This window comes from Streptomyces sp. NPDC060198 (assembly GCF_042728415.1).
GTDB lineage: Bacteria > Actinomycetota > Actinomycetes > Streptomycetales > Streptomycetaceae > Streptomyces.
In genome coordinates, this window is record NZ_JBHWZJ010000206.1 from 1 (window position 1) to 12,681 (window position 12,681).

Annotated in this window: 12 protein-coding genes; 1 reads left to right on the plus strand and 11 read right to left on the minus strand. The window is 70.2% G+C overall.

What is annotated here, in order from left to right; translation table 11 throughout:
• Positions 1-144 precede the first annotated feature (144 nt).
• The 8 genes from pssA to ACFWEP_RS22790 form a co-directional block, all read right to left on the minus strand.
• Complete coding sequence (gene pssA, locus ACFWEP_RS22755) at positions 145-1,002, minus strand: CDP-diacylglycerol--serine O-phosphatidyltransferase (protein ID WP_387372311.1); 858 nt, start codon at positions 1,000-1,002, stop codon at positions 145-147.
• Positions 995-1,642, minus strand: coding sequence for a phosphatidylserine decarboxylase (locus ACFWEP_RS22760; RefSeq protein ID WP_387372294.1), 648 nt, complete (start codon positions 1,640-1,642; stop codon positions 995-997). Before ACFWEP_RS22760 ends, pssA begins: the two co-directional genes overlap by 8 nt.
• Before the next feature lie 181 nt (positions 1,643-1,823).
• On the minus strand, positions 1,824-3,029 hold the full coding sequence (locus ACFWEP_RS22765; RefSeq protein WP_387372296.1) for an acyl-CoA dehydrogenase family protein: 1,206 nt from the start codon (positions 3,027-3,029) through the stop codon (positions 1,824-1,826).
• Between the two features lie 24 nt (positions 3,030-3,053).
• Positions 3,054-3,563 carry a MaoC family dehydratase gene (locus ACFWEP_RS22770; protein ID WP_387372298.1) on the minus strand — a complete coding sequence of 170 codons (510 nt, stop codon included), beginning with the start codon at positions 3,561-3,563 and terminating at the stop codon, positions 3,054-3,056.
• A 2-nt stretch (positions 3,564-3,565) separates the two neighbouring features.
• Entirely contained in the window at positions 3,566-4,537 is a 972-nt protein-coding gene (locus ACFWEP_RS22775) for a CoA ester lyase (RefSeq protein ID WP_328718380.1), read from the minus strand.
• A complete protein-coding gene (locus ACFWEP_RS22780; protein ID WP_387372300.1) occupies positions 4,534-6,546 on the minus strand; it encodes a protein meaA in 2,013 nt (670 codons plus the stop codon). The genes ACFWEP_RS22775 and ACFWEP_RS22780 overlap by 4 nt, the downstream gene beginning before the upstream one ends.
• 9 nt (positions 6,547-6,555) lie before the next feature.
• Complete coding sequence (ccrA, locus tag ACFWEP_RS22785) at positions 6,556-7,938, minus strand: crotonyl-CoA carboxylase/reductase (RefSeq protein ID WP_387372314.1); 1,383 nt, start codon at positions 7,936-7,938, stop codon at positions 6,556-6,558.
• Positions 7,939-8,325: 387 nt separating this feature from the next.
• Positions 8,326-9,132: a GNAT family N-acetyltransferase gene (locus tag ACFWEP_RS22790; RefSeq protein ID WP_387372302.1), complete on the minus strand. Its 807-nt coding sequence runs from the start codon at positions 9,130-9,132 to the stop codon at positions 8,326-8,328.
• Between the two features lie 159 nt (positions 9,133-9,291).
• On the opposite strand from ACFWEP_RS22790, the gene ACFWEP_RS22795 reads away from it, so the two are divergent.
• Positions 9,292-10,107 (plus strand): restriction endonuclease, encoded by an 816-nt coding sequence (locus tag ACFWEP_RS22795; protein WP_387372304.1) that lies wholly within the window; start codon positions 9,292-9,294, stop codon positions 10,105-10,107.
• 27 nt (positions 10,108-10,134) lie between these two features.
• On the opposite strand, the gene ACFWEP_RS22800 is transcribed toward ACFWEP_RS22795, so the two are convergent.
• From ACFWEP_RS22800 to ACFWEP_RS22810, 3 genes are all read right to left on the minus strand, one after another.
• The gene (locus tag ACFWEP_RS22800; protein ID WP_387372306.1) at positions 10,135-10,959 is read right to left on the minus strand and encodes a TetR family transcriptional regulator; all 825 of its coding nucleotides are present in this window, start codon (positions 10,957-10,959) and stop codon (positions 10,135-10,137) included.
• 128 nt (positions 10,960-11,087) lie between these two features.
• Positions 11,088-11,726: a hypothetical protein gene (locus tag ACFWEP_RS22805; RefSeq protein ID WP_387372308.1), complete on the minus strand. Its 639-nt coding sequence runs from the start codon at positions 11,724-11,726 to the stop codon at positions 11,088-11,090.
• Entirely contained in the window at positions 11,723-12,610 is an 888-nt protein-coding gene (locus ACFWEP_RS22810; protein WP_387372309.1) for a MerR family transcriptional regulator, read from the minus strand. The genes ACFWEP_RS22805 and ACFWEP_RS22810 overlap by 4 nt, the downstream gene beginning before the upstream one ends.
• Between the last annotated feature and the right edge of the window lie 71 nt (positions 12,611-12,681).

Genomic DNA, 12,681 nt, shown 5'->3' on the forward strand with positions numbered 1-12,681 from the left:
GTCCCGAGCCGCGGCGCGGCGGACGCCCCTGACCCCGCCGAGCGGCAGAGACCCGCCGTCCCGCGGGCCGGAGCGGGCCCGGCCGTGCTAGAGGCCCGGATGCGCATGGAATCCGGGCCTCTCGGTGTTCCGTGTACGGCAGGGCTACGGCAGCTGGGCCGCGCGCGCCTCTCGCCGGTTGCCGCGGAAGGTGTTCACGCGCCGCGCGGTCGCGAAGAGCGGGATCACCGCGCCCAGCACGACCTGGAGCGCACAGCCGGTCTGGAGGAGCAGCTGACCGCCCGGGGCGTCGAACGCCCAGGCGACGAGGAGCCCCATCGCGGCCACGATCCAGCCGAGCATCGCCACCGCGAGCACTCCGCGCGGCTTCGGGTACTCGACCCGGCTGACCATGAGCCACGCCACCCCGACGATCGCGAGGAGGGTGGGAACGAAGGGCAGCTCCAGGAGCACGATCGAGACGACCGTCAGCGCTCCGAAGGGGCTCGGCATGCCCTGGAACATGCCGTCCTTCAGCGTCACGCAGGAGAACCGCGCGAGCCGCAGCACCACCGCCAACAGCACCACGATCGCCGCGAGCGCCGAAACCCGCTGATGCGCGTCGTCCGCGACCATTCCGTAGACCAGGACGAAGTACGCCGGGGCGAGACCGAAGCTGATGAGGTCGGAGAGGTTGTCCAGCTCCGCGCCCATCGGCGACGAACGCAGCTTGCGGGCGACCAGGCCGTCGAAGAGATCGAAGACGGCCGCCATCAGCATCAGGATCACCGCGGTGGCCGCGGAGTGACGCGCCATGCCCGACTCGTCACTGCCCGTGAGATGCGGGATCAGAATGCCCGTGGTGGTGAAGTACACCGCCATGAACCCGCAGGTGGCGTTGCCGAGAGTGAGGGTGTCCGCTATCGACAGGCGCAGTGAGAGGGGCATGTCCTGGGCGTCGTCCCCAGCACCGTCCTCAGCCGCCTCGGGCACCCAGTCGGCCTGGGTGTCCGGATCAATCACGGTCAATTCGAGTCACCCCCGCGGTAGTGGTCTGGCCGACCTCGACCGCGACCTCGACACCTTCCGGCAGATAGATGTCGACGCGCGAGCCGAAACGGATCAGACCGATGCGCTCACCCTGCTCGACCTTCGTGCCCTGGGGGATGTAGGGCACGATGCGGCGCGCGACGGCGCCGGCGATCTGGATCATCTCGATGTCGCCGAGCTCGGTGTCGAAGTGCCAGACGACACGCTCGTTGTTCTCGCTCTCCTTGTTGAACGCCGGGACGAACCCACCCGGAACGTGCTCGACCGACGTCACGGTACCGGCCAGCGGAGCGCGGTTGACGTGGACGTTGAGCGGGCTCATGAAGATCGCGACGCGGGTACGCCCGTCCTTCCACGGCATGATGCTCTGCACCACGCCGTCGGCCGGGGAGATGACCCGGCCCTGCGTGATCTCGCGCTCGGGGTCGCGGAAGAACCACAGCATGCCCGCCGCGAGCGCGGTGGTGGGCACGGCCACGGCCGCCCAGCGGCCGGACTTGCGCGCCCGGGTCAGGCTGAGGGCCGCGGTGGCGACGGTCGGGAGGAGCCACGGCGATGCTCCGCGAGCGATGCGGACCCCGCCGCGGTTTGCGGAGGTAGGGCTGTCGGGCATGAATGACCTTCGTAGCGGATGATGCCGCGCTGGCAACGGGGGGACGGCGGCTTTCCGCCGATGCTATCGGTTGGTGGCCACAACTGGGCAAGCCAGCAGCCGAGTCGGACCGCTGAAAGACCCCGCCCCAGGATCACTGGATGTGATCTTCTTCGCGGTCAAATCGCCCGTTAGGGGACGATCAACCCTGCAGGCGGTACTCCTCCAGGAGTCGGCGGCCAATGATCATTTTCTGGATCTCGGCGGTACCCTCACCGATCAGCAGCATCGGTGCCTCGCGGTAGAGGCGCTCGATCTCGTACTCCTTGGAGAAGCCGTAGCCGCCGTGGATGCGGAAGGCGTCCTCGACGACTTCCTTGCAGTATTCGGAGGCGAGGTACTTCGCCATCCCTGCCTCCAGGTCGTTACGTTCCCCGGAGTCCTTTTTGCGGGCCGCGTTTACCATCATCGCATGCGCCGCTTCGACCTTGGTGGCCATTTCAGCCAATTTGAACTGGATGGCCTGGTGCTGGGCGATCGGTTTTCCGAAAGTTTGACGCTGTTGGGCGTACGAAACGCCCAATTCGAATGCACGCTGAGCGACTCCGCAGCCACGTGCGGCCACGTTGACCCGTCCGACCTCGACTCCGTCCATCATTTGGTAAAACCCTCGGCCGGTGGTGCCGCCCAGGACCCGATTGGCCGGAATGCGTAGTCCGTCCATGATGAGTTCGGTGGTGTCGACGCCCTTGTAGCCCATCTTGTCGATCTTCCCCGGGATGGTGAGACCGGGCCTGACCTCCCCGAAGCCGGCCTCCTTCTCCACCAGGAAGGTCGTCATCGACTTGTGCGGGGGCGTCCCCTCGGGGTGTCCTTCGTCACTCCGGCAGAGAACGGCCACCAGGGTCGAGGTCCCGCCGTTGGTGAGCCACATCTTCTGCCCGTCGAGGACGTACTCCTCACCGTCCTTGACGCCCTTGGACGTGATGGCCGACACGTCCGAGCCGAGAGCCGGCTCCGACATCGAGAAGGCGCCGCGCACCTCGCCGAGCGCCATGCGTGGCAGGAAGGTGTCCTTCTGCTCCTGCGTGCCGTGCTGCTTGAGCATGTACGCCACGATGAAGTGGGTGTTGATGATCCCCGACACACTCATCCAGCCGCGCGCGATCTCCTCCACGCAGAGTGCGTAGGTGAGGAGCGACTCGCCCAGCCCGCCGTACTCCTCCGGGATCATCAACCCGAACAGGCCCAGTTCCTTGAGCCCTTCGACGATCTCGGTCGGGTACTCGTCGCGGTGCTCCAGGGAGGTCGCGACCGGGATGATCTCCTTGTCGACGAAGTCCCTTACGGTGGAGAGGATTTCCTCCTGGACGTCGGTCAGACCTGCGGTCCGGGCGAGTCGGCTCATGACGGCTTCTCCTGTGGCTTCGCTCTAGTTGGCGGGGGCGGGTGCCGGGCGGCCGGGCTGCTCGCCGCCGCGTGCCTCGATGTACTCCTGCGTGGGGACCATCACCTTGCGCCGGAAGACGCAGACGACGGTGCCGTCCTGCTTGAAGCCCCGGGTCTCGACGTACACGATGCCCCGGTCGCTCTTCGACTTCGACGGCGTCTTGTCGAGCACGGTGGTCTCGCCGTAGATCGTGTCGCCGTGGAAGGTGGGCGCGATGTGCCGCAGCGACTCCACCTCCAGGTTGGCGATGGCCTTGCCCGACACGTCCGGCACCGACATGCCCAGCAACAGCGAGTACACGTAGTTGCCGACGACCACGTTCTTGCCGAAGTCGGTCGTGTTCTCCGCATAGTTGCTGTCCATGTGCAGCGGGTGGTGATTCATGGTCAGCAGGCAGAAAAGGTGGTCGTCGTACTCGGTGACCGTCTTGCCCGGCCAGTGCTTGTAGACCGCGCCGACCTCGAACTCCTCGAAGGTGCGTCCGAACTGCATGATCAGGCCTCCGGGGCTTCGAACTTGGAGGTGCGCCGCATCCCGGCCGCCCGTCCCTTGCCCGCGATGACCAGTGCCATCTTGCGGCTGGCCTCGTCGATCATCTCGTCGCCGAGCATCGCCGAGCCCTTCTTGCCGCCCTCCTCCGAGGTGCACCAGTCGTAGGCGTCGAGGATCAGCTCGGCGTGGTCGTAGTCCTCCTGCGACGGCGAGAAGACCTCGTTGGCCGCGTCGACCTGGCCCGGGTGCAGCACCCACTTGCCGTCGAAGCCCAGCGCCGCGGCCCGGCCGGCCACCTCGCGGTAGGCGTCCACGTCACGGATCTGCAGGAACGGTCCGTCGATCGCCTGGAGGTCGTGCGTACGGGCCGCCATCAGGATGCGCATCAGGATGTAGTGGTACGCGTCGGCGCCGTAGCCGGGCGGCTGCTGGCCGACGACCAGGGTCTTCATGTTGATGGACGCCATGAAGTCGGCCGGGCCGAAGATCAGCGTCTCCAGCCGGGGCGAAGCCGCCGCGATGGTGTCGATGTTCACCAGGCCCTTGGCGTTCTCGATCTGCGCCTCGATGCCGATCCGGCCGACCTCGAAGCCCATCGTCTTCTCGATCTGGGTCAGCAGCAGGTCCAGCGCCACGACCTGCTCGGCGTCCTGGACCTTCGGCAGCATGATGCAGTCGAGGTTCGGCCCGGCGCCCTCGACGACCGTGATGACGTCCCGGTACGTCCAGTGCGTGGTCCAGTCGTTGACCCGCACCACCCGGGTCTTGCCCGTCCAGTCGCCGTTGTTGAGCGCATCGACGATGGTGTGCCGCGCCCCTTCCTTCGCGAGCGGCGCGCAGGCGTCCTCCAGGTCGAGGAAGACCTGGTCGGCCGGGAGCCCCTGGGCCTTCTCCAGGAAGCGCGGGTTGGAGCCGGGCACGGCCAGACACGAGCGGCGGGGGCGCAGCCGGTTCACGGGCGTGGGCGTGGTCATGCGGGGACCTCCAGAGGGTCGAGCTCGTTGGCTTTGCGGATCTCGTCGACGATACGGCCGATGATCTCCGTGATACCGAAGTCCTTCGGGGTGAAGACGGCGGCGACCCCGGCCCGGACGAGGGCTGCGGCGTCGGCGGGCGGGATGATCCCGCCGGCGATCACCGGGACGTCGTCCGCGCCGGCCGCGCGCAGCCGGTGGAGCACGTCGGGGACGAGTTCGGCGTGCGAGCCGGAGAGGATCGACAGGCCCACGCAGTGCACGTCCTCGGCCAGCGCGGCGGAGACGATCTGTTCCGGCGTCAGCCGGATGCCCTGGTAGACCACCTCGAACCCGGCGTCGCGGGCGCGCACGGCGATCTGCTCGGCGCCGTTGGAGTGCCCGTCGAGACCCGGTTTGCCGACCAGCAACCGCAGCCGTCCGCAGCCGAGGTCCTCGGCGGTACGGGCCACCTTCGCGCGGACCGCGGCCAGCGGGGTGCCCGGCTCGGCGGTGACGGCGACCGGCGCCGAGGAGACCCCGGTCGGCGCCCGGAACTCGCCGAACACGTCCCGCAGCGCCCAGGACCACTCCCCGGTGGTCACCCCTGCGCGGGCGCACTCGACGGTCGCGGCCATCAGGTTGTCCGTACCGGCGGCGGCCTTCTTCAGGGCGGCCAGCGACTCGGTGGCGCGCGCCTCGTCGCGTGCGTCGCGCCAGGCGTGCAGGGCGGCCACCACCCGTGCCTCGTTCTCGGGATCGACCGTCATGATGGCGCCGTCCAGGTCCGCGGTGAGCGGGCTGGGCTCGGTCGCCTCGTGGACGTTGACGCCGATGATCTTCTCCTCGCCGCTCTCGATGCGGGCCCGCCGGGCGGCGTGCGAGGCGACGAGTTCGGACTTGAGGTAGCCGGACTCGACGGCGGCCATCGCGCCGCCCATCTGCTCGATCCGGTCGATCTCCTCCAGCGCCTCCTCCACGAGCGATTCCACCTTCGCCTCGATCACCCGCGAGCCGTCGAAGATGTCCTCGTACTCCAGCAGATCGCTCTCGTGCGCGAGAACCTGCTGGATGCGGAGCGACCACTGCTGGTCCCAGGGGCGCGGCAGCCCCAGCGCCTCGTTCCACGCGGGGAGTTGCACCGCGCGGGCGCGGGCGTCCTTGGAGAGGGTGACGGCGAGCATCTCCAGCACGATGCGCTGGACGTTGTTCTCCGGCTGTGCCTCGGTGAGGCCGAGGGAGTTGACCTGGACGCCGTAGCGGAACCGCCGCTGCTTGGGGTCGGTGATGCCGTACCGCTCGCGGGTGATCCGGTCCCAGATCCGGCCGAAGGCGCGCATCTTGCACATCTCCTCGACGAAACGGACGCCCGCGTTCACGAAGAAGGAGATGCGCGCCACCACCGCGCCGAACTTCTCCGCGGGCACCTGCCCGGAGTCGCGCACCGCGTCCAGCACGGCGACGGCCGTGGACATGGCGTACGCGATCTCCTGGACGGGCGTGGCCCCGGCCTCCTGGAGGTGGTAGCTGCAGATGTTGATCGGGTTCCACTTGGGGACGCTGTTGACCGTGTACGTGATCATGTCGGTGGTCAGCCGCAGGGAGGGCCCGGGCGGGAAGACGTGCGTCCCGCGCGAGAGGTACTCCTTGACGATGTCGTTCTGCGTGGTGCCCTGGAGCTTTCCGGGGTCCGCGCCCTGCTCCTCGGCGACGACCTGGTAGAGCGCCAGCAGCCACATCGCGGTGGCGTTGATCGTCATCGAGGTGTTCATCTGCTCCAGCGGGATGTCCTGGAACAGCCGGCGCATGTCGCCGAGGTGGGAGACCGGCACGCCGACCCGGCCGACCTCGCCGCGGGCGAGGACGTGGTCGGGGTCGTAACCGGTCTGGGTGGGCAGGTCGAAGGCGACGGAGAGACCGGTCTGGCCCTTGGCGAGGTTGCGCCGGTAGAGCTCGTTGGACGCCTCGGCCGTCGAGTGGCCCGCGTACGTCCGCATGAGCCAGGGACGGTCCTTGTGACGTTCGGTCATGGGGAGACCTCAGACGTTCTCGCGGGAAGGGGTGGCGGCCGGTTCCGAGGGGGTGTCGCGGAACAGGTTGATGGCGTCGATGTGCTTCGCGCGCAGTTCCTCGTCGCGCACGCCCAGGCCCTCGCGCGGGGCCAGCGCGAGGACGCCGACCTTGCCCTGGTGGACGTTGCGGTGGACGTCGTGGGCGGCCTGCCCGGTCTCCTCCAGCGTGTACACGCGGGAGAGCGTCGGGTGGATCTTGCCCTTCGCCACCAGCCGGTTCGCCTCCCACGCCTCGCGGTAGTTGGCGAAGTGCGAGCCGACGATCTTCTTGAGCGACATCCACAGGTAGCGGTTGTCGTACTCGTGGGTGTACCCGGAGGTGGAGGCGCAGGTGACGATGGTGCCGCCCTTGCGGGTGACGTAGACGGAGGCGCCGAAGGTCTCGCGGCCGGGGTGCTCGAAGACGATGTCGACGTCCTCGCCGCCGGTCAGCTCGCGGATGCGCTTGCCGAACCGCTTCCACTCGCGGGGGTCCTGGTGGCTCTCGTCCTTCCAGAACTTGTAGCCCTCGGCGCTGCGGTCGATGATCGCCTCGGCGCCCATCCGCCGGCAGATGTCCGCCTTCTGGTCGTTGGAGACCACGCAGATCGGGTTGGCGCCGCCGGCCAGCGCGAACTGGGTGGCGTACGAACCGAGTCCGCCGCTCGCCCCCCAGATCAGGACGTTGTCGCCCTGCTTCATACCCGCGCCGTTGCGCGAGACGAGCTGGCGGTACGCGGTCGAGTTGACGAGCCCGGGGGCCGCCGCCTCCTCCCAGCTGAGGTGGTCGGGCTTGGGCATCAACTGGTTGGACTTGACGAGCGCGATCTCGGCGAGCCCGCCGAAGTTGGTCTCGAAGCCCCAGATGCGCTGTTCGGGGTCGAGCATCGTGTCGTTGTGGCCGTCGGACGACTCCAGTTCGACGGAGAGGCAGTGCGCGACGACCTCGTCGCCCGGGTGCCAGGCGTTCACGCCGGGCCCGGTGCGCAGCACGACGCCCGCCAGGTCGGAGCCGATGACGTGGTACGGCAGGTCGTGGCGCTTCGTCAGCTCGCTGAGCCTGCCGTACCGCTCCAGGAACCCGAAGGTGGAGACCGGCTCGAAGATCGAGGTCCAGACGGAGTTGTAGTTCACCGAGCTGGCCATGACGGCGACCAGGGCCTCGCCCGGGCCGAGTTCGGGCAGCGGGACCTCGTCGAGATGGAGCGATTCGCGCGGGTCCTTGTCGCGGGTGGCGCGCCCCTCGAACATCCCCGCTTCGTCCTTGTGCACGGTCACCGCGCGGTAGGACTCGGGGAGGGGCAGCGCCGCGAAGTCGGCTGCGGTGCTTTCCTGCGACTGGATCGCGTCCAGGATTTCCTTCACGGTGATGCCTCCGGCGGGTGGTGTCTCCCCTGCTCGAACGGGCCGAGAGCCAGGGGAACGCTGGTGAGGAACGCTTCGGTGGTCCCTGCGGACAGGGAGCGGTGCGGTCTGGGGAGGTGTGCCGTCGGTTCGGCGGGTGGTGCTCGGCGTGCTCGGTGGAGCGGAAGGGTGCCTGTGACGCAGGCGTCCGGGCGCGCGGGCACGGTCGGCTCGCGGGGACAGCCGGCGTACGTGAGATCCGGTACGCCGGCCGCCCGGACACCTTCAACGTATGGCACTGCGTGACAGCTGACAAGGCACCGAGTGCCAACAATTTCTCTCAAGTGTCATCCGATGGGCACGCATGAGCAACACCATGGGCGTTCTGGTGCGGTCTGTCCCGCAGGGGAAGGGCTACGACGCGATGCGGTACACGTACGGCGTCGTGGTCGCGAGCGCCGAGAAGCCCAGCCGCGCCAGGATCGGCGCGGAGTCCGCCGAGGCGTCGACCTGGAGGTACTCCACCCCGCGCGCGGCGGCCGTACGCGCCCGGTGCGCGACCAGGGCCCGGTAGATTCCGCGCCCCCGCCACGCCGGGTGCGTACCCCCGCCCCACAGCCCCGCGAAGGAGGTGCCCGGGTACAGCTCCATCCGTGCCGAGCTCACCGGCAGCCCGTCCGCCACCGCCACCAGTCCGAAGAAGTCCTCCGGCGCCGCCGCCAGCCGCGCCAGCAGGTGGTCGCGGAGCCACGAGGCGTCCCTGCCGAACGACGCCTCGTTCGCGTCGGCCATCATGCGCACCCCGGCCTCGTCGTGCACCTCGCGCACCTCGACCCCGGCGGGCGGCCCGGCGTCGGCCGGCAGGTCGGCCACCGCCGCCACCATCAGCGTCTCCGGCGGCTCCGGGACGAACCCGGCGGCCCGCAGCCGGTCGCCGAGGTCGGCGGGGCGGTCGTGGCTGTACAGCTTCCACTCGAAGTGCGTGACACCGCGTGCCACGCGGAGTGCCTCGTAGTGCGCGACCTGCGCCGCAACGGCCGCCCCGGCGCCCTCCCCGTCGAGCGCCGGGGAAGACCACGCCACACCGTTCCAGTCGTCGGGTCCGCCGCTCTGGCGGACCACCGGCCCGTCCCGCTCCACCTGTACGCCGGGGCCGTCGGGGCAGGCGTGTTCCCGCATCTCGTCATCGAACAGAGCCAGAAGTTCCTCGTGGGTACGCATCGGCGTACCCGACCACACCCCAAGACGCCCGACCATCGAATTTCGGTCGCGTCCGCGTCGATCACCCGCCCTCGGGGCAGACGCCCCCTCAGATGATCTTGCGTAGCGCAGGGCACACCGGCGGGGCACGGACCCGGCCAGGACGAGGGGTGGAACGGGATGCCGACAGGGATACGCGGGGGTACGCGGACGCGCCGCAGGGACTTCAGCCTCCGTCGCACGGCCGTGGGATTCGCCCTCGCGGCACTCCTGCTCTGGGCCGGCGGCCTGCTCTTCCGCAGCCTCTGGGCCGGCGTGGGCGGGCATCCCGTCGTCTGGGGCGTCCTCGCCCTGCTCGTGTGCGCGGGTACGGTCCTGCCGCTGCGCCGGCGCCACCGGCGCAGGCGGGCCGCACGGCTGGCGGCGGCCGTCACCGAGGCCGCTGAGGACCTGGTGGACACCGCGCTGGCGGAGATCGACGAGGCGGCCGCGGCGGGGCGGCGGGACGAGCCGGCGCCCGTGTGCGAGCCCGTCCCCGAGCCGGGGTACGAGCCCGTGTACGAGCCCGCTCCGGTGGACTTCGCGGCCCTCGATCCGTACGCCTTCGAGGAGGCCGTGGCGGAACTCTGCCGACGCGACGGCTGCCGGGACGCGGAGGTGGTGGGCGGTGCCGGGGACCTCGGCGCCGACGTGCTCGCCACCGCCCCGGACGGGCGACGCCTCGTCGTCCAGTGCAAGCGCTACGGCCCGGCGAACAAGGTGGGCTCGCAGGATCTCCAGCGGTTCGGCGGGACCTGCTACGCCGTCCACGGTGCCGAGGTGGCGGTCGTGGTGAGCACGGGGGAGTTCACCGCACCCGCCGCCGAGTACGCGGCCTCCTGCGGAATCGTCTGTGTCGACGCGGCGGCGCTGGCGGGCTGGAGCGAGGGCACGCTGCCGCCGCCGTGGGAACTCCCGGTCACCGTCGCCGGGCCGGGCCTGCCCGAGCCCGCCTGAATCCGTGCCCGTGCCCGGGGCCCGCCCTCAGCGCTCCTTCAACGCCTGTTGGATCGTGCGCATGACCTCGTCCAGGGGGGCGTCCGTACGGGCCACCGCGACCAGCACCTCGCCGTCCGAGGAGACCGAGGCGGCGGACGTCGCGGCCTCCGCCGCCGGCTCGGTGCCGGTGATCCGGCCCGCGCCGATCCCGGTGCCGAAGGTCTCCCTGACGATGGCGAAGGCGTGGTCCAGCTGGTTCTCCACGTCCCCCTTGCCGTCCGCCCGCAGCCAACGCCGCAGTACGTGGTTGTGGGCGGTCACCACGGCCGACGCGGCGACCTCGGCCAGCAGCGGGTCGTCGTTGCCCACGTGGCTGTCGCGCTCGTCGAAGTGGCCCAGCAGGTAGCGCGTGAACAGCCGCTCGTAGCGGGCCACCGAGGCGATCTCGGCCTCACGGAGCGCCGGTACCTCGCGGGTGAGCTTGTAGCGGGCCACGGAGACGGCGGGCTTGGCCGCGTACATCTTCATGACCTCCTTGATGCCCCGGCACACCGTGTCGAGCGGGTGCTCGTGCGAGGGAGCCGCGTTCAGCACCGCCTCCGCACGCACCAGGGTGTCGTCGTGGTCCGGGAAGATCGCCTCCTCCTTCGACCGGAAGTGCCGGAAGAAGGTCCGCCGGGCCACGCCCGCGGCGCCCGCGATCTCGTCGACGGTGGTGCCCTCGTAGCCCTGCGTCGCGAAGAGCTCCATGGCGGCAGCGGCCAACTCACGGCGCATTTTGAGCCGTTGAGCTGCGGCGCGGGTGACTGCCGTGCTCTCCGGGGCGTCGGAGGCGGCGCTGGCACGGGGTGACCTGGCGGGCTGGGACATGGTGTGAACGTACTCCATGGGTGACGGTGGGTGTGCCGGAGGTGGTGTCTCGCGGATCAAGGTCCTTCATGACTGGCCGGACACCGTGAGGGGCCGGCATCCGGCCACCTCTGTCCCTGTCCCGCCGGCTACCGGCCAGGGGTGACGACGGTGCCGGCGCGGGAGCCGCCGCTCGCCCTCAGCGCCGCGACCGCGGACACCGGGTCGTCCGCGTAGAAACGGAAGGCGCGGGCCTCGGCGTGCCCGCCCATGATCCGTGTGTACCGCAGTGGCTCGGTGAGCTCCACGGTGACCGTGGTCTGCCCTCCGACGGCGATGTCCGCCGTGCCGTTCCCGTCCACCGCGGCCGGCCTTCCGCCGGGGAACCGTCGTTCCAGCCGGACGGAGGCCACCCGGTCGGCCGGGACTCGGATGTCGAGCAGGGCCCCGTAGCGCAGGCGCAGCGAACCGTCCGCCCCGATCACGTGCGGACCCACCACGCAGGAGGCGTGCAGGGCCAGCAGGAAGCAGCAGCCCCAGAGGTCGAGAACGAGCACGACGGCGTGCACCGCCGGCCAGGGGATCACGACGGCGAGGGCGACGGTCTCGACCACGGAGACGAAGAGGAGGCCGTACATGGTCGCCGCCTGGGCCGGGGCGTACGGAACAGGGTGGTCCCCCTCACCCACGCCCTGCGGGCCGCGACGGGTGGCCCAGCGCCGGAGACCTCCCGCAAGGGCGGTCTGTCGGCCGGCCAGCCGGCGCACGGTCGTTCGTACCGCCCTCACCTCGCACGCTCCCTTCGTACGGTTTCCCCGAGCGCGCGTTCCCCGACCGCACGCTCTTCGGCCGGACCCTTCCCGGGCGCGAGTTCCCCGAGCAGCTCGACGGTGCGGCGTACGGCCGCCGCCTGCGCGGGAGGGAGCTCGGCGAAGAGGACGTCCGCGAGACCGTTCTCCGCACCCGGCCCACCGCCTCCTTCCGGCGCCGTGAACGCCCGTACCACCTCGTCCGGGAGGTTTCCGGCGATGGCCCGGGCGGCCTCCTCCACCAGCGGATCGTCCTCGTCCGCCCCGGCCAGTGCCTCCACGAGGTCGTACACCGCGTGCGCGCGCCGCATGGCCGCGGCGTCCGCACTCAGGCTCCGCCCCATGGCACGGAGCAGGGCGTGGAGCCGGTCCCGGTTGGCGTCCGGCGAGCCGGTCTCCATCAGGGCCAGCAGTTCCCGTTCCCTGGCCGCCATCGCGGGTTCGGGACCGGGCAGTCGCGCCGACGCGAGGGCCATGTCGTCGAAGAAGGAGGCGAGCTCCGGTGAGACGGGGGCCTCCGCGGGCAGCCTGCCGGTCCGTTCTGCCTGTTCCAGCAGCCGGCCCAGCCGCACGCGCCGGTGCCGGATGCCCTCCTCCTGGCGTGCCAGGTCGGCGTCCAGCTCCGCGAGGATCTCCACAAGATCCTTGCCCCTGTCGTCCGCCAGGACGTCCCCGACCTCGTCGAGACTCAGGCCGAGTTCGGTCAGCCGACGGACGCGGGCCAACTCGACGGCGTCGCTCAGCGTGTAGTCGCGGTAGCCGTTGGGCTGCCGCGGCGGCTCGGGCAGCAGCCCGATGCGGTGGTAGTGCCGCACGGCGCGAGTCGTGACACCGACGATGCCGGCGAGCTCTCCGATTCTCATGACCCCAGTAGAAACCTTGTCGCCGCGACAAGGTCAAGGGTCGTCCGGACAAGCCCCGTGGAGAGCGACGA

Coding starts and splice junctions, on each gene's coding strand:
- ACFWEP_RS22760 (WP_387372294.1), bottom strand. CDS start 1,642: ATGCCCGACAGCCCTACCTCCGCAAACCGCGGCGGGGTCCGCATCGCT.
- ACFWEP_RS22765 (WP_387372296.1), bottom strand. CDS start 3,029: ATGAGCCGACTCGCCCGGACCGCAGGTCTGACCGACGTCCAGGAGGAA.
- ACFWEP_RS22770 (WP_387372298.1), bottom strand. CDS start 3,563: ATGCAGTTCGGACGCACCTTCGAGGAGTTCGAGGTCGGCGCGGTCTAC.
- ACFWEP_RS22775 (WP_328718380.1), bottom strand. CDS start 4,537: ATGACCACGCCCACGCCCGTGAACCGGCTGCGCCCCCGCCGCTCGTGT.
- ACFWEP_RS22780 (WP_387372300.1), bottom strand. CDS start 6,546: ATGACCGAACGTCACAAGGACCGTCCCTGGCTCATGCGGACGTACGCG.
- ACFWEP_RS22790 (WP_387372302.1), bottom strand. CDS start 9,132: ATGCGTACCCACGAGGAACTTCTGGCTCTGTTCGATGACGAGATGCGG.
- ACFWEP_RS22795 (WP_387372304.1), top strand. CDS start 9,292: ATGCCGACAGGGATACGCGGGGGTACGCGGACGCGCCGCAGGGACTTC.
- ACFWEP_RS22800 (WP_387372306.1), bottom strand. CDS start 10,959: ATGTCCCAGCCCGCCAGGTCACCCCGTGCCAGCGCCGCCTCCGACGCC.
- ACFWEP_RS22810 (WP_387372309.1), bottom strand. CDS start 12,610: ATGAGAATCGGAGAGCTCGCCGGCATCGTCGGTGTCACGACTCGCGCC.